This is a genomic window from Flammeovirga sp. MY04, assembly GCF_001682195.2.
GTDB classification, from domain to species: domain Bacteria; phylum Bacteroidota; class Bacteroidia; order Cytophagales; family Flammeovirgaceae; genus Flammeovirga; species Flammeovirga yaeyamensis.
Map to the genome: position 1 here is coordinate 2,332,162 of NZ_CP003560.2, position 26,129 is coordinate 2,358,290.

At 35.8% G+C, this 26,129-nt stretch carries 20 protein-coding genes and 1 pseudogene; 10 read left to right on the forward strand and 11 right to left on the reverse strand.

Annotated features, from left to right (window positions below; translation table 11 throughout):
- The first annotated feature begins 93 nt into the window (after positions 1 to 93).
- The gene (locus MY04_RS09450) at positions 94 to 540 is read left to right on the forward strand and encodes a GNAT family N-acetyltransferase (RefSeq protein ID WP_066208966.1); all 447 of its coding nucleotides are present in this window, start codon (positions 94 to 96) and stop codon (positions 538 to 540) included.
- Here MY04_RS09450 and MY04_RS09455 read toward each other — a convergent pair.
- Positions 537 to 1,265 carry a DUF1707 SHOCT-like domain-containing protein gene (locus MY04_RS09455; RefSeq protein WP_066208968.1) on the reverse strand — a complete coding sequence of 243 codons (729 nt, stop codon included), beginning with the start codon at positions 1,263 to 1,265 and terminating at the stop codon, positions 537 to 539. The genes MY04_RS09450 and MY04_RS09455 overlap by 4 nt on opposite strands.
- 182 nt (positions 1,266 to 1,447) lie before the next feature.
- Between MY04_RS09455 and MY04_RS09460 the strand changes: the two genes are divergently transcribed.
- The 4 genes from MY04_RS09460 (at position 1,448) to MY04_RS09475 (ending at position 5,710) form a co-directional block, all read left to right on the forward strand.
- Positions 1,448 to 1,927 (forward strand): hypothetical protein, encoded by a 480-nt coding sequence (locus MY04_RS09460; RefSeq protein ID WP_066208970.1) that lies wholly within the window; start codon positions 1,448 to 1,450, stop codon positions 1,925 to 1,927.
- Positions 1,924 to 2,238, forward strand: coding sequence for a hypothetical protein (locus MY04_RS09465; protein WP_066208972.1), 315 nt, complete (start codon positions 1,924 to 1,926; stop codon positions 2,236 to 2,238). Before MY04_RS09460 ends, MY04_RS09465 begins: the two co-directional genes overlap by 4 nt.
- 559 nt (positions 2,239 to 2,797) lie before the next feature.
- Positions 2,798 to 3,790 carry an aldo/keto reductase gene (locus tag MY04_RS09470; protein WP_066208974.1) on the forward strand — a complete coding sequence of 331 codons (993 nt, stop codon included), beginning with the start codon at positions 2,798 to 2,800 and terminating at the stop codon, positions 3,788 to 3,790.
- Between the two features lie 387 nt (positions 3,791 to 4,177).
- Positions 4,178 to 5,710 (forward strand): arylsulfatase, encoded by a 1,533-nt coding sequence (locus tag MY04_RS09475; RefSeq protein WP_084005816.1) that lies wholly within the window; start codon positions 4,178 to 4,180, stop codon positions 5,708 to 5,710.
- Positions 5,711 to 5,924: 214 nt separating this feature from the next.
- On the opposite strand, the gene MY04_RS09480 is transcribed toward MY04_RS09475, so the two are convergent.
- The 10 genes from MY04_RS09480 to MY04_RS09525 form a co-directional block, all read right to left on the reverse strand.
- Entirely contained in the window at positions 5,925 to 7,580 is a 1,656-nt protein-coding gene (locus tag MY04_RS09480; protein WP_066208976.1) for a SpoIIE family protein phosphatase, read from the reverse strand.
- Between the two features lie 55 nt (positions 7,581 to 7,635).
- Complete coding sequence (locus MY04_RS09485; RefSeq protein ID WP_066208978.1) at positions 7,636 to 8,484, reverse strand: ABC transporter ATP-binding protein; 849 nt, start codon at positions 8,482 to 8,484, stop codon at positions 7,636 to 7,638.
- Positions 8,485 to 8,536: 52 nt separating this feature from the next.
- Positions 8,537 to 9,421 (reverse strand): ABC transporter ATP-binding protein, encoded by an 885-nt coding sequence (locus tag MY04_RS09490; RefSeq protein WP_084005817.1) that lies wholly within the window; start codon positions 9,419 to 9,421, stop codon positions 8,537 to 8,539.
- Positions 9,422 to 9,473: 52 nt separating this feature from the next.
- Positions 9,474 to 10,565 carry an ABC transporter permease gene (locus MY04_RS09495; protein WP_066208984.1) on the reverse strand — a complete coding sequence of 364 codons (1,092 nt, stop codon included), beginning with the start codon at positions 10,563 to 10,565 and terminating at the stop codon, positions 9,474 to 9,476.
- 202 nt (positions 10,566 to 10,767) lie between these two features.
- A complete protein-coding gene (locus MY04_RS09500; protein ID WP_066208987.1) occupies positions 10,768 to 12,171 on the reverse strand; it encodes a CmpA/NrtA family ABC transporter substrate-binding protein in 1,404 nt (467 codons plus the stop codon).
- Positions 12,172 to 12,215: 44 nt separating this feature from the next.
- A complete protein-coding gene (locus MY04_RS09505) occupies positions 12,216 to 13,529 on the reverse strand; it encodes an alginate export family protein (RefSeq protein ID WP_066208989.1) in 1,314 nt (437 codons plus the stop codon).
- 260 nt (positions 13,530 to 13,789) lie between these two features.
- Positions 13,790 to 14,146, reverse strand: a complete 357-nt coding sequence (locus tag MY04_RS09510; protein ID WP_066208991.1) for a hypothetical protein — start codon at positions 14,144 to 14,146, stop codon at positions 13,790 to 13,792.
- 274 nt (positions 14,147 to 14,420) lie between these two features.
- Entirely contained in the window at positions 14,421 to 15,971 is a 1,551-nt protein-coding gene (locus MY04_RS09515; RefSeq protein WP_084005818.1) for an ammonium transporter, read from the reverse strand.
- Positions 15,972 to 16,189: 218 nt separating this feature from the next.
- The gene (locus MY04_RS09520) at positions 16,190 to 17,398 is read right to left on the reverse strand and encodes an NAD(P)-dependent oxidoreductase (RefSeq protein WP_066208997.1); all 1,209 of its coding nucleotides are present in this window, start codon (positions 17,396 to 17,398) and stop codon (positions 16,190 to 16,192) included.
- Between the two features lie 75 nt (positions 17,399 to 17,473).
- On the reverse strand, positions 17,474 to 18,049 hold the full coding sequence (locus MY04_RS09525; RefSeq protein WP_066208998.1) for a TerD family protein: 576 nt from the start codon (positions 18,047 to 18,049) through the stop codon (positions 17,474 to 17,476).
- 174 nt (positions 18,050 to 18,223) lie between these two features.
- On the opposite strand from MY04_RS09525, the gene MY04_RS09530 reads away from it, so the two are divergent.
- The 5 genes and pseudogenes from MY04_RS09530 (at position 18,224) to infB (ending at position 26,094) form a co-directional block, all read left to right on the forward strand.
- Complete coding sequence (locus MY04_RS09530; RefSeq protein WP_066209000.1) at positions 18,224 to 19,336, forward strand: NAD(P)/FAD-dependent oxidoreductase; 1,113 nt, start codon at positions 18,224 to 18,226, stop codon at positions 19,334 to 19,336.
- A gap of 148 nt (positions 19,337 to 19,484) precedes the next feature.
- Positions 19,485 to 20,138: a c-type cytochrome gene (locus MY04_RS09535; protein ID WP_066209002.1), complete on the forward strand. Its 654-nt coding sequence runs from the start codon at positions 19,485 to 19,487 to the stop codon at positions 20,136 to 20,138.
- Positions 20,139 to 20,375: 237 nt separating this feature from the next.
- Complete coding sequence (gene rimP / locus MY04_RS09540; RefSeq protein ID WP_066213174.1) at positions 20,376 to 20,846, forward strand: ribosome maturation factor RimP; 471 nt, start codon at positions 20,376 to 20,378, stop codon at positions 20,844 to 20,846.
- 37 nt (positions 20,847 to 20,883) lie between these two features.
- Positions 20,884 to 22,128 (forward strand): annotated as a pseudogene (gene nusA / locus MY04_RS09545) (transcription termination factor NusA); the annotation flags it as partial.
- Between the two features lie 660 nt (positions 22,129 to 22,788).
- A complete protein-coding gene (gene infB, locus MY04_RS09550; protein ID WP_066209006.1) occupies positions 22,789 to 26,094 on the forward strand; it encodes a translation initiation factor IF-2 in 3,306 nt (1,101 codons plus the stop codon).
- Positions 26,095 to 26,129: the final 35 nt, after the last annotated feature.

Here is a 26,129-nt window from a genome sequence, read left to right on the forward strand (position 1 = left end):
GACTTTTTTGAGAAGGAAAAGAATAATTTGATAAATAACCCCTATTTTTGAAATATTACATTCACCTCCACCATAAATTTGATCACATATTTAATGATAAATCTAACCATAAAGCCCTACCGAGAACTTGATAAAGACGAACTCTATGAAATACTCCAACTAAGAGCTGAAGTATTTGTAGTAGAACAAGATTGTGTTTATAATGACCTGGATAACAATGACCAAGAAGCTTATCACCTAATGGCTAGAAAAAATGGAAAACTTGCAGGTTATCTAAGAATTCTACCCTCAGGCACCCGTTTCAAATATCCGTCTATTGGAAGAGTAATTGTACATCCTTCTCATCGAAAGGAAGGTATAGCTAGAGATATCATGACCACAGCTAACCAATTTACTTTTGATCAATGGGAAAGTGATTTAATACAAATAAGTGCACAAAAATACCTTACGGAGTTCTATCAGAGTCTCGGTTATGTGATTAAGTCCGACGAATATTTAGAAGACGGTATTCCTCATTTTAAAATGGAGCTTCTTCGTTAAATATCGTATTCCAATACCTTTACAGCGCCTAAAATATTATATCCTTCTATTATGACTGAGCATTTTACAGTTTGTACTGTTGAGTTCAGGTTTTGTTGTGGTTTACCAGAAAATCTTCTTTGGATTTGTTTTGTCCAATTCTTACTTCTCTTTTTAAAGGTATTCTCAGACATTATTTTATGAGTTTGATCGATCACTTGAGTTCCTGGAGCAACTTTAATTTTTATATCTCCAAGAGTACACATTACTCTCAGATTTATTTTTGCTCCATCTAAACATTTATTGCGTAGATCTATTGTTGTTTCACCTAATACATTAATCGTTTCAAACCTACTTTCGGTATTTCTAAATTCTGGACTTTGCAAATCTATTTTAGTTTCTCCTAGTAAAGTAAAAAAGCGTGATGGTGAATTTTCAATATTTGATAATACCTCTCTACGTCCAGATAATACTGCTAAAGCTAATTTATTGGGATCTTGTTGTACTTGTGCTCTATCAAAAATATACTTTTCTGATGACTTTGCAGAAGGTTCTACAGGTCGATAATGAGAAGGAAAGTCCGATAACACATCATCCAATTCAGATTTTGATTTTGCGGCAAGTGCTACTTCTAAACGATGTTCGTAGTCATGCTGATCTAAATCGCCATCTGCAAAGGCTTTTTCTAATATATCTATAGTCTTTTTTCTTTTTTTAGGTAACCCAAATTCAGAGATATGGTTCATGGAGATAAAAAATAGTTTATTTATTTATAATTTGATCACTTGCTATTAAAGTTACGAAAATTGTTCAAATCTATTGATACTCAAAAAGGCAACTTTAAGTTTTTCTATACATCAATTAAAAAATTAAATCATTTTATTAAATTTATTTTTCACATTTAATCTATAACGCTAACTAAAATCGAATGAAACACATTGCAACACTTCTATCATTTATTATTCTCTCTCACTTTTCTATTGGTCAAAATGTGAGATTTCAAATTGTCGACCCTCATCAAAAAGGTATCCCTTATGTCAATTTCTATAGTCAAAAAGCTAAAATTGGAAAAGTATCAAACCAAGAAGGATGGATAGAATTACCCTCTGAAAATTTATCAACTAATAATGAATTTACTATCTCCTGCATTGGCTTCATAAAGAAGAAATTAAAAGGTAATGAGATATTAAACGGTAATAAAAGAATCGTACTCGAAGAAGACACCAAAGAATTATCGGAAGTTTCTATTCAAGCAGAGAAAATTAAATTTAAAAAGAAAAAACTTGGTGTCGATGTAAAATCAGGAATGTTTCAGATTGGCTTTATGAACATCAATTCTAAAGAAGGAGGTTCAATTGCACAAATTATGAATAATAAAACTTTGCATATCTTGAAAAAATTGGGATGAACATAGGATTTAGTTATCAAGATTCTCTCAAGTTTGAAGTTATTTTTTATTCTGTAAAAGATGATATGCCTTATGAAGTACTAAATCAGAAAAGATTATTTTGGGGAATTTCTAAAGATGAAATTGACAATGGTAAGGTGGAACTGAATTTATGGAAAGAGAACATCTATATGGAAAAGCCCTTTTTTGTTTCCATTAAAATGATTGAAACGATAAAGGGAAAAACTTATGGTGTCATGCTTAACGCTAACGCTTTTGGAAAATCAAAATTTAAAAAGAAAATTTTGATCAATGGCAGAATGAATCGTTAGGAGTTTCAATCTACTCTGTGATGAAATATTCCAAAGAATCAGAATTAAAATAGATAAATAACAAAAGGCTGTCAAATGACAGCCTTTAATGTGTGTGTGTGTTTATATGTTTATTTATGGTGTAGTTTTCTTATATCGAAAGTGCGAACGCAATCACGAAACCGGCTACGATTACTAATGATGCTATTGTGAAATTTTTCATAATCTTATATGTTTTGTATGTGGTAAGTGCTATTTGATTACACTTCAAATGTATATTTTACGCTTTTTAAAACCAAACTTTATTGAGGGTATTTTTTTACAACAAATTTTCATGATTTTGTGATTTTTCAACGATTTGTTGAGAGATTTAAAAAAAACAAAATGGTATAAACGGTTTGATTAATCAAAATTGAAAAAATAAGTGTAATTATTACGGAAAAAATAATTTTCTTATTTGAGATAAATAATGTTAATTAGAATTAATGTTTTAATTTTAGCATTAGTTCAAACTTGAAGCACTCATAAAAAACGTATTGCTTAAATTTTTTGTTTGCTTCTAATTTTTAGTTTAGCATATATGATATCAATAATTCCTTTCGGAAAAACCAATAAATATACATCAAGAGTTGGATTAGGATTAGCAGCTCTTGGAAGACCAGGATATATTAATTTAGGACACGGAAATGACCTGAACAATGATTATCAAATAGAACATATGCAGCAACGTTGTGTAGATATGCTTGACCTTGCCTACGAAAAAGGAATAAGATACTTTGATGCTGCCCGCTCTTATGGAAAGGCGGAACAGTTTTTAAATAAATGGATTGGTGCCCACCCTGAACAACAAGCGGTAATCGGCTCAAAGTGGGGGTATGAATATACTGCTGAATGGAACGTGACAGCAGAACATCATGAAATTAAAAACCATAACCTCCAATTATTAAAAAAACAATGGGGTGAAAGTGTAGACTTATTACACGATCATTTAGATATCTATCATATCCACTCGGCCACCTTAAGTTCTGCTGTGTTAAACAATGAAGAAGTTATTGAGCAACTTTGGAACATCAAAAACAAAGGGGTAATAGTTGGACTATCTTTAAGCGGTACCCAACAAGCTGATACTTTAGAAAAGGCACTTGAAATCCAAAGAGATGGAGAACACCTATTCCAATCCGTTCAAGCCACCTATAACATTCTAGAACGTTCTGCTGCAAAAATGCTCCAAGAAGCGAAATATCAAGGATGGGGAGTCATCATAAAAGAAGTTTTTGCCAATGGACGCCTAACTTCTCGAAACTCTAATCCTGCTTTTGAAAGTTCAAAACAAAAACTTCAATTCATAGCACAAAAACATAATGTAAATATTGATGCAATTGCTATGGCTTTTGTTCTTTCTCAACCATGGGTAAGCGTGGCATTAAGCGGTGCTACAACTAAAGAAATGCTTGAAAGCAACTTGCAAGGCGTTGGTCTTCAGTTAGATCTTATGGACTTCCAAATGTTGGATGAAATCCAGGAAGAAGCGGAAGTATACTGGGAGACGAGAAGTGAATTGGAATGGAACTGAATTAGGTAGCAGGTAGCAGGTAGCAGGTAGCAGGTAGCAGGTAGCAAAGTTAACGCTCGTATTTAATTAGAAGTTAGGAGGTAGGAATTAGAAGCTACAAAGTTAACGCTCGTTTTTAGTAAGAGGTAAGAGGGAAAAAGTAAAACTGCCCCAAATGTTAACGATAGCGATATTTATGTTTAAAAACTTAAGAGGTCTCCCAATCTCGTATTTTAGAAACTAAAAGGTTTCATCGTTAATCAAAGTGAGGTGGTGCAACACCTCGTTACACAAACAGAGGAGCGAACCAAACCTGCTACCTGCTACTTACTACCTGCTAACTATTTTGTTTTGCCGAATCGTTCTAATTGATTAACTTCCATTAATAATCAATTATACTTTTCATACATGAGAACCTCTCTCTTGGCTATTATTCTATTAGCCTTTTCTATTACTACTTCTTTTGCACAAAAAAAGAAGAAGAAATCCTCTTCAGACAAACCTAATATTCTCGTTATTTGGGGAGATGATGTTGGTTGGGGTAACATCAGCAAATACAATCATGGTATGATGGGATATCAGACGCCCAACATTGACCGTATTGCCAACGAAGGTGCTATGTTTACCGATTGGTATGCACAACAATCGTGTACAGCCGGTCGTGCAGCTTTTATCTTAGGGCAACATCCATTCAGATCAGGGTTATTGACTATTGGTATGCCAGGTTCTGAACAAGGTATTCAGGATGATCAACCCACTATTGCAGAATTACTGAAACCTCTTGGTTATACATCAGGTCAGTTTGGCAAGAATCACTTGGGTGATCGCGATAAACATTTACCTACCAACCATGGTTTCGACGAGTTCTTTGGCAACCTTTATCACTTAAATGCTGAAGAAGAACCTGAAACGTATTACTATCCTAAAGACGAAGAATTCCATAAAAAATTTGGCCCTAGAGGCGTTATCCACTCTTACTCAGATGGTCGTATTTCTGATACTGGTCCTTTAACTAGAAAAAGAATGGAAACTGTAGATGATGAATTTACAGGTGCTGCTTTAGAATTTATCGAAAATGCACACAATGCAGGTAAACCCTTCTTTGTTTGGTTAAGTGCTACAAGAATGCACGTTTGGACAAGATTAAAAGAAGAATCAGTAGGTGTAACTGGTATTGGTCTTTATCCTGATGGCATGGTAGAACACGACAAAAACATTGGTGTTGTACTAGCGAAACTAGAAGAATTGGGCATTATCGATAATACAATCATCATGTATTCTACGGATAATGGAGCGGAGAAATTCACATGGCCTGATGGTGGTTCTACCCCTTTTGCAGGTGAAAAAGGTACTACTTGGGAAGGTGGTTTTAGAGTCCCTTGTGCTATCCGTTGGCCAGGCGTAATCAAACCCGGAACCATTGATAACAACATCTATTCTCATGAAGACATGATGCCTACTCTTTTAGCTGCAGCAGGTGTAGGTGATGTTAAAGAAAAAATGCTTTCAGGATATTCAGCTGGAGATAAAAACTTCAAATGTCACTTGGATGGTTACAACATGCTTCCTTTCTGGAACGGATCAACTGATGTTGCTCCAAGAAATGAGATCTTCTATTTTGATGCAGCAGGCAACTTAAATGCGCTTCGTTACAAAGATTGGAAACTTCATTTTGCCATTATGGAAGGTGCAATCAATACTGCCTACAGAAAAGTACCGTCATGGCCTATTTTGATTAACTTAAGAGCAGATCCATACGAAGTATCTTATAAGTCTGCATTATATATCAGATGGTTTGCAGACAATATGTGGACTTTCGTCCCTGCTCAGGCATACACTGCTAAATTCCTTCAAACGTTTAAAGAATTCCCTCCTGTTCAAGGTTCATCCCTAAGTATAGATGGAGTGATGCAAACGCTGAAAAGTAAACCTCAGAATTAATAAAAAACATTAGATGTCGAAAAAACCTCTTCCCAAAAGGAGAGGTTTTTTAAACATCAATTATTCGTCAATCATTTACTATTTTTTATAAGTAATAGGTTATAGGTAATAAGTAATAGGTTTGGATCGCTCCTAACTCCTAACTCCTAACTCAAATTTCTATTTTTAGAAATTCTTCCCTATTCGTTATTAGTTATTACTTATTCCTTATCCTTTAAAGCTCTACTCCTAAGACCAAAACATCATCCGTCTGCTCATTGCTTCCCTTCCACTTATCAAACACTCCTTCGAGCACTTTTTTCTGTTTGATCATATCGAATCCATTTGTTCGATTTAGAGCATCTATAAATCTTTTTTGAAGGAATTTACTTTCGTTGTTTCCACCAAATTGATCTTGGAATCCATCAGTCACAAGATAAAGTCGATCACCCTTTTGATACGTTAGAAGTGTGGGTTCAAACTCCTTTTTCGTGTCTTTTGTATGGTAACCAATAGTTGATTTTGATCCTTCTATTTTCTTTACCTCCTCGTTTCCTGAAGCCACGTACAATGGACGTTTTGCTCCAACAAATTCGATTTCTCTTTTTTCAGAATTGATAGTTACTAAACCGATATCCATACCATCAGAAATCTTCTCGACATTTTTTAGATTCATAAGGGCATAAAGCTCCATATCCAAGAAGTTTAATATTTCTTTTGGTGAAACTACTTTTTGATTCACCACGATATCGTTTAATAAAAGATTACCAATGATAGTCATAAATGCAGCCGAAACACCATGTCCTGTACAATCTGCAACGACAATAAATCTAATGTCGTCTTTACTGTAGTACCAATAGAAATCCCCAGAAATAATATCTCTTGGTTTATCGATGATAAATCCATCCACAAATTGCTCTAAAATATCTTCACGTTTACTGAAGATCGATTGCTGCAATTTCTTAGCATAACTGATACTATCTGTTAGTTTCTTATTTACTTTAGAAACTACTTCATTCTGCTCTAATAGCTCATTACTTTGCTGAAGAATTTCTTCTTTTTGATCTTCAATTTCTCTGGTTCTTTCTTCGATTTTATCTTCAAGATCTTTATTGTAACTCAACTGCATATTGTGATTCATCTGCAGTTGTTCAAAAAGTTCTTTCTCTACTGTTTCTTTTTCTAAGTTAGAAGTCAATAAACTTTGATGTGCTTCTTTAAGTGCCAAGCCTCTCTGCATAGTTTCATTCAAGAATTTATCAATGGCAGCAACAGCTGGACGGAAGATAAAAAAGGCTTCCAATAAGATCGAAATCAATGTGATAGCTAGTAGAATGGTTTCTATATTTTCTACTTCCTTAATTCTACTTGTCGATTCATGATCGTATTGGAACGTAATCACATTCATCTGACGTAAAAATGAGGCTTCATTCTGAAGTATGATATTCACATATTCTTCAATTCCATCTGGCGATTCAAATTCTAATATCTTGTTCGATGCATCAAAGATACTTTCATAGTTTACGGCAATACCTTCGAACATTTTTGTTACAGTTTCAGAATTTTCACCCTGAAGATCCATTGCTTCAGACCTTTCTTTTAAGCCATGATGAGAAGATGACCACAATTCAATGACTTCGATGAATTCTGATTTCAATTCTGCAAACTGACTTTCACTCTTGGCTGTTTCAAGCTGTAATGCCATTTTACTAATTTTCTGAGACAACATCCTTTGTCGACCAGAAATGTTAATTACCCTAGCATCTTTTTCCTGTTTAGCTAATACAGTTCTAATAACTACCTGAGATGCGATACTTAGTAATGCAATGAGAGATAGCGCAATTACGTAAGAGGTAGTTAACCGTTTTTTCGGACTTTTTTGATAGTTCATAAGAGAATGATTTGTCGTATGACTTTAGTTTGAGTTTGCTTGTTAGTGACAAAGATTAATGATTCAAGAAATCCATTAAATATCCTCTGTATTGGTAATAGTCAGGATGTTCCAAAATGTCCTTACGGTTTCTAGGACGTTCAAATGGAATCGCTAATTCATCACCAATTTTTGCGAATGGACCACTAGTCATCATAATGACTCTGTCGGCTAGGAAGATTGACTCATCAACATCGTGAGTAATCATAATAGCAGTAATTTGTTCTTTTTGCCATACTTCAAGTAATACATCTTGAAGCTCACCTCTCGTTAAGGAATCCAACATACCAAAAGGTTCATCCAATAAAAGTACTTTTGGCTTTAAGGCGAAGGCTCTAGCAATACCTACCCTTTGTTGCATACCCTGAGAAAGTTCTGAGGCTCTTTTATTAAAATCATTACCCAAACCTACTTTGTCTAAGTAATACTTACAGATATCTTGTTTTTGTTTTTTTGTTGCATGAGGGAACACTTGCTTCACACCAATCATTACGTTTTGTAAAGCAGTCATCCAAGGAAATAAACTAGGCGATTGGAACACTACCGCTCTATCCGGCCCTGCCTCTCTCACCTCTTCTCCGTCTACATAAACATGACCTTTACTGATGTCGTTCAAACCAGCAATCATGGTTAATAATGTAGATTTACCACAACCTGAGTGACCAATAACAGAGATAAACTCTCCTTTTTTTACTGTTAATTGAAGATCTGATAATACTGTGTAATCACCTTTTGGTGTAGGATAAATTTTAGCGATATCCTTACACACTAACATATCAGGTCTTGTATCTTCCACAATGTTTTTTTGTGGGTTGATGATGTCTTTAGTGACACCTACGATTGGATTTACAATATTTTGATTCATGAGATGACGTTTTATTGATGTTGACTTAGAGGTTGATCAAATGATCTGTTGGTTAGAAGAATTTTTGTTTGTCTTTTTTCTTACGAATGCCCCATTTGATTCGACCCGGCATTACCGGTTTCAAATCAGGTAATTCGTAGCTACTCGATTCCTCCGATTTTCTTGATGCCCCTACCTCAATAAGGTATTCCAAGACTTCATTTCTCAAGTGCTTGTATTCTTCCAACTTGTTGATTTCGGCAATCACTCTCGGTCTAGGAAGATTCACTTTAAAGTCTGGACCTAACGATGCTTTTGGACCTGGGTTCAATGGAATAATTCTGTCAGCCATGACAATTCCTTCATCTACATCATTGGTAATCAACAAACATGTCTTTTTGTCTTCACTCCAAATATTGACAATCTCTTCTTGAAGCGTACCACGTGTTAAGGCATCCAATGCAGATAAAGGCTCGTCCATTAATAACATTTTTGGACTCATCGCCAAAGCTCTCGCTACCGATACTCTTTGACGCATACCACCTGATAATTCCGCTGGCTTTTTATCAATCGCATGAGAAAGGTGTACCATCTCCACATACTTTACAATTAAAGCGTCTTTCTCTGTTTTAGACTTATCAGGAAACACCTCGTCTACCGCTAGTTTTACATTCTGACGAACGGTTAACCAAGGTAACAGAGAGTAATTTTGGAAAACCACTCCTCTATCCGGACCAGGACCAGTAATTGGTTTGCCCTGTAATAAAACCTCTCCTTCATCAGGAAACTCCAATCCATTGATTAGGTTGATAAGCGTCGTTTTACCACTACCAGTAAATCCAACAACCGCTAAAAACTCACCTTCTTCAACTTTTAAATTTATATTGCTTAGTACTTCCACTCGGTCTTTACCAGTACCGAACGATTTACTTACATTTCTTAATTCTAAATAGGCCATAATTCTAATTTTTTGATTTTGTTTCTGTGTACATCAAATGCTGAGGTAGTGATTAAGCTACCTCTTTGTTGAATGACATCATCTTCTGAATCACCATCATGATTCTATCCAACATGAAACCAATCAAACCAATAACGAACATGGCTACAATGATTTTCGCATTCGAGTCGTTTGCACCATTTTGGAATTCTTCCCATACAAATGATCCTAAACCTGGAGATTGTGCTAATAATTCAATCGCAATTAATACCATCCAAGCTACTGAAAGTGTAATTCTTAAACCTGTAAAAATCATTGGTAAAGATGATGGTAAAACTACTTTGAATATATTTTGACCGATGCTTAATTTTAATACTCTAGCTACATTCACAAAGTCTTTATCTACTGTAGAAACTCCCATCGAAGTGTTGACAAGCGTTGCCCACATCGAACATAAACCTACTGAGATAAATGAAATCATAAACGATTTATCCATATCTGAATCAGACATTAATGTTTTCACAATCATGAATACCAATAACAACCAAACTACGGGAGATACGGGCTTCAAAATTTGAATCAACCAGTTCATCGACGTTCTTAATGTTGGGGATAAACCGATGATAATACCAATTGGAATAGCGATTAATGCTGCTAATAAAAATCCTGCAAATACTGTTTTTAAACTTGTACCAATTTGGTCGACGAAAGATGGACGACCTGTATAAGTAATTGCTGCCTTTCCTTCTGCTACACGTTTGGCATTTGTCTTTGCAACTTTCTTTTCGAAAGCTTCTTTCTTACCAGAAATAATTCTGTGATCTGCTAATAAAGAAAGGTAAGCATCCCAAACTTTTGCTGGGGAAGGTAATGTGTTTGGCTGACAGCTTACATCTCCTGAGAAAATACAATTTTGCATCTCTAATGCAGCTGCTTCTCCTCTTTCTGTTCTTGCTTTTTCTATTTTAGCTGTAGCTTCCTTGTTGTAAAGGTAAGTTGCACCAGAGTGCCATACTAAAATAAATAACAGAATAGATAATAGAGGGAATATATAAGATCTTAATAAAATATTGACGTTTTTCTTAGTCTCTTCTCCTTTGAAGATATTCATCCAAGGTGCTAAAAATGCCTGGATACCTGTTAGTTGTAAAATTTTCTCTTTCATGACTGTTGATCGTTTAAGTGCCTAAGTAATTGATGTTATATTGAGAACTTTGTTTGTATTTGAAACTACTTTATTTAATAAGGTTCTTGTATGTTACTCTTGCCATTTGATCATCAATTTGATGTTCAAGTGATGTCCTGTACGGACGTTGCAATGCAACGTCCCTACAAGTCATCCTGCAAAATCATACAAGATTTTTATTTTACATTGCTTCGTCTTTGTTACCAATTTGGAAGCTATTGATGTACCCGATAGGATCTTTACCATCATAAGAAACACCATCGATAAAGTCTTTAGTAGGTGCTTTGTAACCATCAGTTTCAGGAATATCTGAAGCAGATAAGTGACCTTCTTCTACTAACAATTTCGCTGCTTGGTTCCAGATATCTGGACGGTAAATCTTCTTGATCGTTTCGTCGTACCAACCTTTTGATTTCGCTGTAGGAATTTGTCCCCATCTTCTCATTTGAGTTAAGAACCACACACCATCAGAATAGAAAGGATACGTTGCATTATGGCGGAAGAACACGTTAAAGTCAGGCATAGAACGCTTGTCGCCTTTTTCGAATTCGAAAGTACCTGTCATAGAGTTTGCAATAACTACTGAGTCAGCACCAACGTACTCTGGCATAGATAAGATACCTACTGCTTTTGCTCTGTTTCCTGGCTCGTCTAACCACTTACCTGCACGGATTAAAGCTTTAGTAACAGCTACAGATGTATTAGGATATTTCTCAGTGAATTCTTTTGTCATTACGAATACTTTTTCTGGGTTGTTTTTCCAGATATCGTAGTTTGTAGTTACAGGAACACCAATTCCTTTAAATACCGCTTGTTGGTTCCAAGGCTCACCTACACAGTAACCGTAGATCGTACCTGCCTCTAAAGTAGCTGGCATTTGTGGTGGTGGAGTTACAGATAATAATACGTCTGCATCTACCTGACCTTGGATATTGTCTTTAGTATACATACCTGGGTGAACACCTGCTGCTGCTAACCAGTAACGGATCTCATAGTTGTGCGTTGATACGGGGAATACCATACCCATTTTAAACGCTTTACCATCATTTTTATATTCTTTTATTACCGGAACCAAGGCATCTGCTTTGATTGGGTGAATCGGCTTACCATTTTCGTCTTTTGGTACATTTGGCTTCATCTTCTCCCAAACGTCGTTCGACACTGTAATACCATTACCATTCAAGTCCATTGAGAATGAAGTCACTAACTCAGCTTGACGACCAAATCCTGCTCCTGCAGCAATTGGCTGACCTGCTAACATGTGCGAACCATCTAACTGACCATCGATCACTCGGTCCAATACGTTTTTCCAGTTAGATTGTGCTTCGATAGTTACAAACAATCCTTCGTCTTCGAAGTAACCTAGTTCCTTAGCAATGGCTAAAGGAGCCATATCTGTTAATTTGATGAAACCGAAAGTTAACTGTGGTTTTTCGATGTCCAACTGATTCGTTGATGAAGTCTCCTCAGTCACATCGCTTTGTGTTTCCGAAGAAGTTTTTGATGATCCACAGCTATAAATCAACCCTGATAATGCCAAGCCAATTATTGCTTTAGCAACCGAATTAAAATTCAATTTTTTCATGAGTAATATTGTTTTGATATAAAAAATATAGGTGATGTAAATGATTAGTTAACCTCCGCTTTCTTTGCTTTCGAAGTAAATAATGTTGGCTTGAACGTTAACATTACGAATGCCCAGTTGTTGATCATACTTGCGTTACCACCTTTCAATACTTCCATTGATTCTGTAGCGAACATTTGAGAATATCCTACAACTAATGAAGCTTCTTTACCTAATGATCTAGCATAGATTAAATCGATCTCTGTACCTAAGTTTGATGATACTTTTTCGAACTGACCATCTGTAGCAGTAGTGTTGTAAACATCTACAGCAGAGAAGAATTGGTGAAGTTGTGCTTTGAATGTTCCTTTACCTACTTTGAAAGCAGTATTTAAATAGATGTCTTGAAGACCAACGTTGTTTCCTTTCTTATCGTTATGTGCATTACCTACGTAGAAGTAATCCATAAAACCATTGAATTTGTGGTTTGTACCGTAAGCTGGAGTAAAGTTCTTGATCTCACCTGATTCCTGATCACCACCTGAAAGTGTTTGGTAACCTAATGTGATAGGAGTGATTTTCGTTTTAAGTGTAAGATTAAGATCTAATAAGTAAGCATTGATTGAAGTTTCCGCCATTTTACCAGTTTGGTAGTAACCTTCACCTGCAACTGTAAAGTTTCCGAACGTTTTAGAACCTACTAAACCTAAAGTCTGTCTATTAGAAACACTATCTGATGTTGCACCATACTGGAAACCGTCGTTAAACACTAAAGCTGAAAGCTTACCTGTTTCCCAAGTCTTGTTTGCCCACAAATACTGCATAGTTTTATAGTTGTTCACACCTGAATAGTCGTTACCCACTAACATACCTGGCTCAAAACCTACTTGGTTGAACGCAAGACCTAAATGCACTTTTAATTTTGATTCTTTGTCGTTGTACACGAATAAAGCCGCATCGTGTCTTCTACCTTGTTGTGCCCACTCAAGACCACCTAAAAATCTTTGATTATCGTAAGAGATAATTTGACGACCTACTTTTAAACCGAACTTACTGTTGAAGTTGTACTGTGCCCAAGCTTCAGAGATGTTTGATAAAGAGTTTGGATCAGTCTTGTAAATTTGGTTAGTTGAACCCCAAACACGAACATCTTGAAGAGAGAGTCTCATGATGATTTTTTCCGATTTGTAATCCAAGTTTAATCTCGATCTTTGCTCAGTAAAGAAAGCTGGCTCTTGAGATTCAGTTCTCAATTTCTTGAAACCATTTCTTAATTCTGATCTCGGACGGATCTCTGCTGATAGTTTAAACTCCTGGGCTGTTACCTCTGATACAGCTCCACACAATAGCAACACAATAGCGTAAATTAATTTTTTCATCTGTTATACGTAGTTTTAATAAGTATTATTACTTAGTTGATACACAAACTTAAAGTGATTATTAAAACATATTTAGGGAATATCACAGATTAAAAAATGTTTTTAAATCATATCAAAAACTGCCATAAAACAGTTTTTGATATGACCGCTACTGATTACCAGATACTTACAACTTATTTACGTAGTTACACCTACTTAAAAACAAAAAAATACGTAGTTAAATTTTCTACGTATTTTTCACTATTTCATAAAAAAACCCACTAAAAAGTGGGTGAAAATTTTTCGATTCTTTCTTTTGCGTCTCTTTGGGCTTGTTTTACCCAACGCTGGAATTGTTTCATTTTCTTATCTAATTCTGATGGCTCTGCATCAACAATCGAAGAATAAACCACCAAATCGTTATGATTGACATCTTCGATACCGAAGTTTTCTCTAAACTTACTGTTAGATAATAATTCTCTATGTATTCTCTCAGAACGCTTTCGGCTCTCTTTTATATTATGTGATAAGACTTTAAATGCAAAAGTAGCTGCATGTACTGAACCTCTTTTTAATTTAAGACTCCATTTAAAGTCAAGCCGAGTAGGAGAATATAACTCAGTGTTTACTTGGCTCATTATAGTGTTTATGTATGTGGTAAATGCCTATCTGTGTTTAATAACTTAGGATAAACAAATATAACTAATATCAATATTAAAAGTAAGTATTGATGATTATTTAAACGTATTTTTTACACTTAGGTTATATTATCAGAACATTAATTTCTAAATAAGAGTTTATTTAGGCTTTAAATTTTCTTTTTCCGACTTATAAAAACCCCTTCTTTTTAATCTTTACACATAAAAAAACCTTAGGTCGCCCTAAGGTTTAAATATCTTTCTCTAGCTTTTATTAAGTCGAAACCATTGGTTCATTTTTTAAAGACTTCTCACGTAATACAGACAATTGACGTAATGCTTCTTCAAAATCGACCTTTTCTCCTGCTTCATCGATAAAAGTGACTCTTTTATTTTGAATTAATCCATCTCGATACGATTTACTTAATTCAATAAAGTCTTTAATGTTTATCAAGTTATAGCCTTTACCCGAAACTTTTAAAGAGGCATATTGAATTTTAGCTCCTTTTTCTTCTTCATAAAATTCTTTAGGCATTTTTCTACCTGCCATCATTCCACCCAATTCTTGTTCAGGAGAAACTCTTAAGCCGTAAATCATTTTTATCACTTTAAACATAATAAAAGAAACAATTACGGTATAAGCTATACAAACTTCTATGCCAATGGCCTGTACTAATAGTTGTTCCCATCTTGGTAACACCAATAGTTCTTCTTTTCCAAAAAGAGCTACACACAATGTTCCGAAAATACCACCAAATCCATGAACAGGAATCGCTCCAACTGGATCATCCAATTTAAATACTTTTAGAATAAGGTCGAATGAAAGGTTATGTATAACTCCAGCCAATAAACCAATGATTAACGCACTAGAAGGAGAAACCACATTACAACAGGCAGTAATCGCCACTAATCCTGTTAAAGCTCCACCCATCATTTTTTCCATCAGCTCATCTCTTCTTTGGAAGAAGTAGCACATAATAAAAGCAGAAAAGCAAGCTGAAGCACCTGCTACGTTTGTATTTAGAATAATAGTGGAAACATCATTTCCGAAGGTTAAAGTACTACCTCCATTGAATCCCCACCATCCTACCCAAAGTAGAATAACTCCAAGAACAGAATAAGAATAATCTGAAGCCTTAATTGGAAGAATCTTACCATGCATATCAAACCTCCCTAATCGAGGTCCCACAAGTATAATTCCTACTAATCCTACAGTCGCACCTAAAGTATGCACTACTGTCGATCCTGCAAAGTCCATAAAACCAATCTCTGCCAACCATGCATGGTTATCTTGATCTAATAAATTACCCCAAGCCCAATGTCCAAATACTGGATAAATTAGAATAGCTGTAACAATTGAACCTATTAAATAAGGCAATAAACCTGTTCTACCAGACATTGCACCTGATACAATTGTTAATGCAGTACCAGCAAATGCCACTTGAAATAAGAAAAATACAGGACCCGGAATACCTAATTCTGATTTTGATAAGTCGGTACCTGCAAATAAGTTTAGATCAAATCCAATAATTCCAAAGTGGGAACTACCAAACATAAACCCATAACCAAGTAGAAAGAAACCTAATAAACCAGCGACCATATCCATAAGGTTTTTAGCCCCTACACCTGCACGGTGCTCTCTTTTCACAAGTCCAGTTTCTAGAGTTTTGAAACCTGCCTGCATTAAAAATACTAAGATGGCACAAAGTAAGACCCATAAACTGTCAATACTATGAAACTCAGCTGTAGTTTGCCCAGTCTGTTCATTGGCGATTAAAAGAGTAGGCATAATTATGCCTATCAATAGTAGTTTTGCTTTTAACATAACTGTTAATTGTTAGTTGTTATAAGGTGAAAATTAATGAGACGCACACAAGTTGAATAATTGATACGCAATTATACGTAACACTAAATTAATATCGCAAAAAATCTGAGTACTTTTTCTTAAAAAGTGACATTTATTATTAACAAATACTTAATAATAGTCATAAAAAAAGCGATTACCTTAAGTAATCGCTTCTTAAAATTAAGTAATTCTTCTAATTACTCTTTTCCATCCACATAATCTTGTAGATAAGAGAATTTAGGTGTAAGTGCTTTGTTCTGCGTAATTCTAGCACGTTCAATTACTCCTTTATCTTCAATAAATAGATCTTCTAAAACGTTATCAATCATTTGGCGACCAAAAGCTTCAGAGGCATCACGTGGCAATTCATTCGGAAGATTATCTACCGCCATCACCGTAATATTCTCTTTGCTTGACAAGGCATCTTCCACTTCACCTGATTTTGGATTGTAATCATACAATGGATCTGCAATGGTTGATGGTTGCTTGGTAGATGGAATAGAACCTTCAATATCACAAGTAATATCAGCGATTACTTTAATATTGAAATCCTCTTTCTGCATGTCTTCCTTTGTAAATAACACAGGTGCTGCTGGATGCCAAAACGCACCGGCTACAAGCATATCAGCTATATTGTTTAATTCACCAAATGTAGATACATAATCTTGAGGCTGATCAAAGAATTCTTTTAAAACAAATGGTTTACCGTCTTTTTGATCGTGGTAATCTTTAGATCTCAATTGAACAAAAACAGGTTGATTAAATTCTTTATCAATAAAATCTTGCTTACTCACCTTTTTGATTCCAGCAGCTAGGAGTGTTTCCACCGCACCATTTGATACTCTACCAGAACCAGTCAAAGCAATTTTATAATTATTAGGCAATTTCACTTTTTTGCATTCGATCCACATTTCGTTGAGGTCGTGACACAAATGTGCTGGCTTCAAATCGAAAGTACCCATTCTTTTACCATAAGCCAACAAACCGTTGTAAGCACCTACTAAACCTGCAAATCGACCAAATGCAATTACTCTTGATCCATCTTCTCTAGTCAAGACCTCATAATCCATAATCTCGATATTGTTATCAAGAATTGCGTTTAACAACTCTCTATTATAAGGTTGCTTTTTGATAGTATGCGAAAAGAAAAAGTATTTTTTATTGGGCACTAATTCTGGAATCGGCACTTCTTTAATACCTAATAAGATATCACAATCAGATACATCATCGACTAAGGCAATGCCTAGCTCTTCATATTCCTCATCTTTATAACATCTGATTGGGCTTTTCTGAACATAAATCTCCACTTCAGGATACTTTTCTAAAACTTCCTCACATTGTTCAGGAGTCAAAGCCACTCGTTTATCTTCTGGTATTTTGCCTTCTTTAATTATTCCAACTTTCATGTTTATGATGTGTTTTGAGTTTATGTCTTTAATTTTCGCGAAGATGTAAAAAAATTTGATATCGCCCAAAAGCTTTTATAATTCAGGGATAAATTTATCTACATAACCCTGAAGCCCAATTTTAGTTCCTTTTTCCGTAGGTAAAAACTTCCACCCATCATCCTCTCTAACTAGGCGGGCAAATTCTACTTCTGTATCATCGCTAAATTCGGCATCCAAATCGTAATGAAGAATTTCCTGACTGTTCTCTAAATTTACCATTCTGATATAAGCATCTTCCAAATGGCCAAAGTTATGTCTTCTTGCCTGTGCATCGTAGATACTTACTACAAACCTCAGTTCTTTCACCACTGGCGAGATAAAAGATAAATTAATTAATATCTCTTCATCATCACCTTCTCCATCTCCTGTTCTATTATCTCCTTTATGTTTTACCATTCCATCTGGAGAGGTGAGATTATTGTAAAAAACAAAGTATTCATCACTAGGTAATTTCCCATCCTCCCCTAGCATAAATACCGATGCATCTAAATCAAGCTGTCCACCTTTTCTTACTTCCCAACCTAACCCTACCTTCACTTTGGAGAGTTTTGCATTGGAAGAAGATTGTAATTTTACCCCTTTTCCTTTTTTGACAATTTCAGTTGGCATAAAAAAATATTATTTTGCGATTTAGATAAACAAGTGAGTTAAAACGTCACCATAATTTACAAATTACTGAAATGACCGGATATATTTAATTTTTCTTCCGAAAAGAAAAACACTTCCACTTTATTTCAGTAATCTATATAAACACATCATAAATCAAACCATACCAACAAACACATGATCAGCTTTTGGGAAAAAGAGAGTTTTATGCAATACCACCTTATTGTTATTGGTAGTGGTATTGTTGGCTTGAGTACAGCTTTTGAATACAAGGAAAAGTATCCTAATAAAAGAGTTTTAATTTTAGAAAAAGGCATCCTCCCTTCAGGAGCTAGTACAAAAAACGCTGGCTTTGCTTGTTTTGGCAGCCTTACTGAAATATGTGATGACTTAGAAAATTATTCTGAAGAATTTGTTTTACAAACCGTACAAAAAAGATACAATGGTTTACAGCGTCTAAGACAAAGAGTAGGCGATAAAAAAATGGATTTCTATGCGTATGGTGGGTATGAACTTATTTGTAAAGAACAACTATTTTATTTAAATCAACTCCATGAGGTCAATGACCTATTGTCTCCAATTTTTCATCAAAAAGTCTTTTTGGAAAGAGGTTTTAAAACGCCTCGATTTGGTTTTGATGATCATCAGGTAAAAGAATTACTTTATAATCCTCTTGAAGGACAAATTCATACAGGAAAAATGATGACTGCATTGCTAAAAATAGCTCGATCAAAAGATATTGAGATTTTAACGGGCATTGAAGTAAAACAGTTAAACGAGGAAAGTAAAAATGTTTTAATTACCACTGATAAGAAATTAGAATTTAAAGCAGAACAAGTGGCCGTATGTGTGAATGCTTTTGCTTCTAAACTTTTACCACAATATAAAATCCAACCTGGTCGCGGACAGGTAGTCATTACCAAACCTATACAAAATCTCCCTATTGAAGGAACCTATCATTACGACAGAGGCTATTATTATTTTAGGAATGTTGGAGACAGACTATTAATTGGAGGTGGTCGCCATCTTGCCTATGAAGCCGAGACTACTACAGAATTTGCTACAACTACTCAAATAACACAACCAATAAATGATTTACTAAAGGAAGTGATTCTTCCAGGAGTAGATTTTGAAATAGAACAAGAGTGGTCCGGAATTATGGGTTTTGGTGATAAAAAGGCACCTATTATAGAAAAACTAAGTGATAAAATTGCAGTAGGAATACGTATGGGAGGAATGGGTATTGCAATTGGAAGCGAGGTAGGTCACGAATTATCGAATTTGATATAAATTTGAGATGTAATCGATGAAAACAATATCTTCCGTTGTATGTTTTTAAAATTATGATGCATATTGCATCAGAAAATAGATTTTTTTAAAAAGTGTCAGTGAGAAACACCACTAATCTTTAAACTTTACATACAAATTATTTTATACAATGTCACACGTTTTTTTGACGCATAAGGTAGTCGTAATTCTGTTTTTCCTTATTTACTTGATCAAAACGATCTTATTATTTATCAGCAATGAGAAGTTTGATAAGTTTGGAAAAATCGTCAAAGTACCTGAAATGATTATTTCATTTACTTTCCTTGCAACAGGATTAGCGATGCTATTTATATATGATAGTGCTACATCTAGCTTATTATACATCAAATTTGCTTTAGTCGCAGCTTCAATTCCTTTGGCAGTAATTGCGACTAAAAAGCACAATAAATTCTTAATGTTAGGTTCTTTTCTTTGTTTATTCTGTGCCTACGGTTTGGCTGAAGCACATAGAGCAAAAGTAAAAAGAGGTGAGATTACTGTTGACGACGGTGCTAGCACTGCTCCTAAATCAATGAGAGAATTAACGGAAGTAGAAAAACAAGGACAAATCACTTATGACAAAAAGTGTTCTAACTGCCACGGACCTGACGGTAACGCTCAAAGAAGTGGTGCGGCTAGATTATCAGAGAGTCAGTTAAACCAAGAAGGTATTTTAAAAGTGATTAGAGAAGGTAAAGGGTTCATGCCTAAGTACTCAGAAAGGGAGATTTCTAATGAAGATGTAGAAGCATTATCTAAATATGTTTTAACTCTGAAGAACTAGTCATAAAAAAATATTGCATTTTTAGATGTTATATTTATATTTGTATCAACATCATGGAAAGCATCTAGAAGGGAGCGAAAATCGTCTCCCTTTTTTGTTGACTTTTTTTCGTGATTTGAGCAAGTGCACCTACGATTAACCTCTAGTTATCAACCACTTACCACTAAACGAAAAAGAATAGATGAAATGATCTTTCCACCATGTTTTTTAGAAAAACAGATTATTTTTAAAAAAACTATGGGTTTAGTAGAACAAATAAAAAGTATCGTTGAACAACATCTTCCTGATGAATCTCTATTTATTGTTAAAGTAGAGGCGAAAGGGATGAAACGCTTAAAAGTACTAATTATCTTAGATGGCGATAATGGAGTAACAATTGAACAAGTTACTACTGTTTCTCGTGAAGTGGGTAGAGAATTAGACGAAAGAGAGTTGATCAAGGATGAATATACATTTGAAGTTACTTCTGCTGGCGTAGGAGAGCCTTTGGAACAACATAGACAATATATTAAAAATGTTGATCGCAAAGTAAAAGTAACTAGAGGCAACGAAACAAAGTTTGTAGGTAAATTAAAATCAGTTACCGAAGAGCATATTGTCATCGATGCCGAAATTAAAGAAAAAGGAAAAAAGAAAGTAGAGATTAAAGAGATGGAAATTCCATTCTCTGATATCAAACAGACAGTTGTCGAGGTATCATTTAAGTAATCTTTATTAAAAATATTAAAACAAAACTCTTGCAGATATGAACAGCTCAGAATTAATCGAATCGTTTAAGGAATTTGCAAAAATGAAAGGGATTGACCGTCCTACTATGATCAAGATCTTAGAAGACGTGTTCAAGACAATGATTCGTAAACAATATGGTGATGATGCCACTTTCGACGTAATTATTAACGTGGATGCTGGTGATTTGGAAATTTGGCGTTACCGTCAGATCGTTGCAGACGATGCTGAGGATTTCGACGCTCAAACTCAAATTCACCTTACAGATGCTAAGAAAATCGAAGAAGATTTTGAAGTAGATGAGGAAGTAGCTGAAGCAGTAGAAATCGACTTCTTCGGTAGAAGAATGGTACAAACTGCTCGTCAGACTTTAATCCAAAAAGTAAAAGATCTAGAAAAGAAAGTTCTTTTCGATCAATATAAAGAAAGAGTTGGTGAATTGATTATGGGTGAAGTGTACCAAACTTTACACCGTGAATTCATCATCATCGATCAAGATAACAACGAATTATCTCTTCCAAGAAACGAGATGATTCCTAAAGATCGTTACAGAAAAGGTGATCACATCCGTGCGGTCATCGATCGTGTAGAAATGAACAATAACAATCCTAAGATTGTATTGTCTCGTACTTCTCCACTTTTCTTACGTCTTTTATTCGAAAACGAAGTTCCTGAAATTTTTGATGGTCTGATTGCTATCAGAAATATCGTTCGTGAGCCAGGTGAAAGAGCAAAAGTATCTGTGGAATCTTTCGACGAAAGAGTTGACCCAGTAGGTGCTTGTGTTGGTATGAGAGGATCTCGTATTCACTCTATTGTACGTGAATTACAAAACGAGAATATCGATGTAATTAACTACACAGAAAACATGGATCTTATGATCCGTCGTGCTTTATCTCCTGCACACATTGCTCACATTAGCATCAATGACGAAGAAAAAAGAGTTGAGGTAACTTTACCACAAGACCAAGTTTCTTTAGCAATTGGTAAAAATGGTCAAAACATTAAGCTTGCTTCTAAATTAGTAGGTTACGAAATCGATGTATTCCGTGAAATGGTTGGCGAACAAGACGACGACATGGATTACGATGTTATGGAGTTCAACGATATGTTCGAAGACTGGATGTTACAAGAATTCAAACGTATTGGTTTAGATACTGCAGGAGCCGTTCTTGATCACAATGTACAAGAGTTAGAGCGTAGAACTGAACTTGAAGAAGAAACGATTATTGCTATTATGGAAGTAATGCGTCGTCAATTCGAAGAGGACAAGAAATCTTCAGCTCAACCTAACCGTCCACAACCACAAGCTGCAAACGACACTGTAGAAGAGGATGACATGGATGATTTAGTAGATTACTCTGATGATATCGAAGAATATAATGAGACTGAAACTTCTGTTTCTGAAGATGTCGATTTATCTTCTTTCAATAATGTTATCGAAGAATGGATCATTGATGAATTCAAAAAAGCTAAATTAGGCACTGTGAATTCTATCTTATCTATTTCTAGAGAAGAAGTGATCGAAAGAACAGACTTAGAAGATGAAACTGTTGATGAAGTGCTTACTGCCATCAAACAATAGTTCATACTTATAATATATCAACTTCCTTATGAAGTTGGAATGGAGATTATTTTTTGATAATCTCCATTCATTTTGTCTTGATTTTTTATAATTCAGAAAAAAAAATGCCTTTCAAAAGTGCATTTCTGATGAAAACAAGACATAATACCTATAATAAGTGCAAAAAGGTGAAGATGAATAGCAATTAAATTTAAGATTTAAAAAGTAACTCATATCTTTGCATCTTAGAAGTGTTTATGTAGGCGTTCGTCATGAACATTTTTCTTAAGCTAACAGCTTAAATATTTTAATTGCTGTGATAGCAATATATTACGAACAAAGTATTACGAAAAAGAATATATGGCAGATCAAAAGATGATCAGAATTAATCAGGCGGCCAAAAAATTAAACGTTGGACACCAAACACTCATCGAGCAGTTGAAGAAGAAAGACATTGATGTCGGGTCTTCTCCAAACGCTAAGATCACAACCGAACAATTCGAGTTGCTGAAGAAGATGAATGCAAAGTCTATGCAAGACAAAGAAGAGGCATCACAAATCTCTATCTCGTCTCAAGTGGGAAATACTGTTATTGAATCTAAGAAATCTAACAGAAAGAAATCTACTGAGCAGGAAGACGAACATCTGATCATCAAAAATAATACTGCCGAGAAGCCAGCCGCTCCTAAAAAGGAAAAAGAAGAGGCTCCTAAAGCTGAAAAAGATCCTGAAACTTTCAGTGGAAGACCTGGTCTTAAAGTGGTAGGCAAAATTGATCTGGACGATAAGAAAAAGCCAGCATCTAAAGATAAAAAACCAGCTGCTGAAGCGAAGAAACCAGCTGAAGACAATAAAAAGCCTCAAGCTCCTGCTAAGAAAGAAGCTCCAAAGCAAGAAGCTCCAAAAGAAGCTCCTAAAAAAGTTGAAGAACCAAAACCTGAGAAAAAGGTAGAGGCTCCTAAACCTGCTGCAAAGGAAACAGCTCCGCAGAAGCCTGATGTATCTGAAAAAGCTCCACAACAACCAAAAGAGGAGCAACCAACAAAAGAAGTGAAGAAACAAACGACGAAACCAGCTGCTCAGAAAGAACAAGCAGCTCCTTCTGAAACACCTAAAGAGACACCTAAAGAAAGTGCTCCAACTTCAGAAGATCAATCAGCTATTTCTGCGAAAGCTGACGAATTAAAAGGTCTTACTGTAGTCGGTAAAGTTGACCTATCTTCTTTTGAAAACCGTCGTAAGAAAAAACAACGCCCAGTTGCTTCTTCTGATGATAAAGGTGGACAAAAGAAACAACGTAAGAAAAAGAGAGTACCTGTTGGAAACTCTGAATCTGGAAATACGCAAGGCGGTAACCGTCAAGGTGGAAACAGAGGTCAAGGTGGACAAGGTGGTAACCGAGGACAAGGCGGACAAGGTGGCAACCGTAACCAAGGTGGACAAGGTGGTAACCGTAACCAACAAGGTGGACAAGGTGGCAACCGTAACCAAGGTGGACAAGGTGGTAACCGTAACCAACAAGGTGGACAGGGTGGCAACCGTAACCAACAAGGTGGACAGGGTGGCAACCGTAACCAACAAGGTGGACAAGGTGGCAACCGTAACCAAGGTGGACAAGGTGGTAACCGTAACCAACAAGGTGGACAAGGTTCAGGAGAAAAAACATTCCGTAATGCAGATGCTACTTCTTCAAGAGGTCAAAGTAACAAGAAAGGAGGTAACAAGAAGAAGGGTAAACCATCTGAAAAGGACATCCAATCAGGAATGAAGAGAGCCAACGCTCAATTGAACCAATCAGGTTTCAAATCGACGCGTGGTAAACATAAACAAGCGAAAAGAAATAAACGTGAAGCGGAAAACGAAGCACGTTTACAAAAAGAAGCTGCAGAACAACACATCATCACAGTTACAGAATTTGTTTCTACAAGTGAATTAGCGTCAATGATGGAAGTGTCTGTTTCTGATGTGATCATGACATGTATGAACAGTGGTATGTTCATCTCGATCAACCAGCGTCTTGATAAAGAAACAATTGAGCTTATCTGTGCTGAATTTAACTTCGAACCTAAATTTGCTTCAGCTGAAGAAGAAGTTGATGCTCCTTTAGAAAAAGAAGATAAACCAGAAGATTTATTAGAAAGAGCGCCAATTGTAACCATCATGGGTCACGTAGACCACGGTAAAACGTCATTACTTGACTACATCCGTGATGCAAACGTTGCCTCTGGTGAAGCAGGTGGTATCACTCAGCACATCGGTGCATACGATGTGAAGACGAAGACAGGTAAGAAAATTGCCTTCCTAGATACTCCAGGTCACGAAGCCTTTACAGCGATGCGTGCTCGTGGTGCAAAAGTGACTGACGTTGCAATTATTGTAGTTGCAGCCGATGATCAAGTAATGCCTCAAACAAAAGAAGCAATCAACCACGCATTATCTGCTGAAGTTCCAATCGTTATCGCGATTAACAAGGTAGATAAGCCAAACGCAAACGTAGAAAATATTAAAACTCAACTTTCAGCAATGAATATCCTTGTTGAAGATTGGGGCGGTAAATACCAAGCGTTCGAAATCTCAGCCAAAACTGGTCAAGGTATCGATGACTTATTAGAAGGTGTTCTTTTAGAATCTGAAGTATTAGAACTAAAAGCCAACCCTAATAAGAATGCTGTAGGTACTATCGTGGAAGCATCACTTGACAAAGGTCGTGGTTACCTTGCAACAGTACTAGTTCAAGCTGGTACGATGAAAGTAGGTGATGTAATGCTTGCAGGTGGATACTATGGTAAAGTGAAAGCAATGCTTGACCATAGAGGACACAGAGTAAAAGAGGCTGGTCCTTCTACTCCAGTTCAGGTACTAGGTTTATCTGGTGCTCCACAAGCAGGTGATAAATTAAATGTTCTTGATACTGAACGTGAAGCTAGAGAAATTGCTAACAAGCGTGAGCAATTAGCTCGTGAGCAAAGCTTGAGAGCTTCACAACGTCCTAACCTAGATCTATTCAAACGTCTAGCTCAAGGTGAGTTACAACAATTGAACATGATCATCAAAGGTGATGTGGACGGTTCTGTGGAAGCATTATCAGATTCATTACTGAAACTTTCTAACGATGAGGTAGAAGTAAGAATCATCCACAAAGGTGTAGGTGCCTTAACGGAATCAGATATCTTGTTAGCGGCTGCCGATAAGGAGAACCCAACAATGATTATCGGTTTCCAAGTTCGTCCTACTCCAAACGCAAGAAAGCTTGCTGAGAAAGAAGGTATTGAAGTACGTCACTACTCAGTAATCTACAACGCAATTGACGATGTGAAAGCTGCTATGGAAGGTCTACTTAGCCCTGACATGGAAGAGAAAATCGTTGGTAACGTTGAGGTTCGTGAAGTATTCAAAATCTCTAAAGTGGGTACAGTTGCCGGTTGTTACGTTACAGACGGTTACATCAAGCGTAACTCTAAAATCCGCCTAATCCGTGATGGTGTTGTTATCTACGGTGGTACTGAAGGTGGTGAAGTTGGTGCCTTGAAGCGTTTCAAAGACGACGTGAACGAAGTGAAGTTCGGTTACGAATGTGGTTTGAGTATCACGAACTACAACGATATCAAAGAAGGTGACGTTGTTGAGGTATTCGAAATGACAGAAACAAAACGTACTTTAAGCTAAGCTGAAGTATTGTAAAATATAAAATCCCGTAAGTT

Excerpts from the sequence above, each read along its gene's own strand:
- MY04_RS09450 (WP_066208966.1), top strand. The coding sequence starts at position 94 with ATGATAAATCTAACCATAAAGCCCTACCGAGAACTTGATAAAGACGAA.
- MY04_RS09455 (WP_066208968.1), bottom strand. The coding sequence starts at position 1,265 with ATGAACCATATCTCTGAATTTGGGTTACCTAAAAAAAGAAAAAAGACT.
- MY04_RS09460 (WP_066208970.1), top strand. The coding sequence starts at position 1,448 with ATGAAACACATTGCAACACTTCTATCATTTATTATTCTCTCTCACTTT.
- MY04_RS09465 (WP_066208972.1), top strand. The coding sequence starts at position 1,924 with ATGAACATAGGATTTAGTTATCAAGATTCTCTCAAGTTTGAAGTTATT.
- MY04_RS09470 (WP_066208974.1), top strand. The coding sequence starts at position 2,798 with ATGATATCAATAATTCCTTTCGGAAAAACCAATAAATATACATCAAGA.
- MY04_RS09475 (WP_084005816.1), top strand. The coding sequence starts at position 4,178 with ATGAGAACCTCTCTCTTGGCTATTATTCTATTAGCCTTTTCTATTACT.
- MY04_RS09480 (WP_066208976.1), bottom strand. The coding sequence starts at position 7,580 with ATGAACTATCAAAAAAGTCCGAAAAAACGGTTAACTACCTCTTACGTA.
- MY04_RS09485 (WP_066208978.1), bottom strand. The coding sequence starts at position 8,484 with ATGAATCAAAATATTGTAAATCCAATCGTAGGTGTCACTAAAGACATC.
- MY04_RS09490 (WP_084005817.1), bottom strand. The coding sequence starts at position 9,421 with ATGGCCTATTTAGAATTAAGAAATGTAAGTAAATCGTTCGGTACTGGT.
- MY04_RS09495 (WP_066208984.1), bottom strand. The coding sequence starts at position 10,565 with ATGAAAGAGAAAATTTTACAACTAACAGGTATCCAGGCATTTTTAGCA.
- MY04_RS09500 (WP_066208987.1), bottom strand. The coding sequence starts at position 12,171 with ATGAAAAAATTGAATTTTAATTCGGTTGCTAAAGCAATAATTGGCTTG.
- MY04_RS09505 (WP_066208989.1), bottom strand. The coding sequence starts at position 13,529 with ATGAAAAAATTAATTTACGCTATTGTGTTGCTATTGTGTGGAGCTGTA.
- MY04_RS09510 (WP_066208991.1), bottom strand. The coding sequence starts at position 14,146 with ATGAGCCAAGTAAACACTGAGTTATATTCTCCTACTCGGCTTGACTTT.
- MY04_RS09515 (WP_084005818.1), bottom strand. The coding sequence starts at position 15,971 with ATGTTAAAAGCAAAACTACTATTGATAGGCATAATTATGCCTACTCTT.
- MY04_RS09520 (WP_066208997.1), bottom strand. The coding sequence starts at position 17,398 with ATGAAAGTTGGAATAATTAAAGAAGGCAAAATACCAGAAGATAAACGA.
- MY04_RS09525 (WP_066208998.1), bottom strand. The coding sequence starts at position 18,049 with ATGCCAACTGAAATTGTCAAAAAAGGAAAAGGGGTAAAATTACAATCT.
- MY04_RS09530 (WP_066209000.1), top strand. The coding sequence starts at position 18,224 with ATGATCAGCTTTTGGGAAAAAGAGAGTTTTATGCAATACCACCTTATT.
- MY04_RS09535 (WP_066209002.1), top strand. The coding sequence starts at position 19,485 with ATGTCACACGTTTTTTTGACGCATAAGGTAGTCGTAATTCTGTTTTTC.
- rimP (WP_066213174.1), top strand. The coding sequence starts at position 20,376 with ATGGGTTTAGTAGAACAAATAAAAAGTATCGTTGAACAACATCTTCCT.
- infB (WP_066209006.1), top strand. The coding sequence starts at position 22,789 with ATGGCAGATCAAAAGATGATCAGAATTAATCAGGCGGCCAAAAAATTA.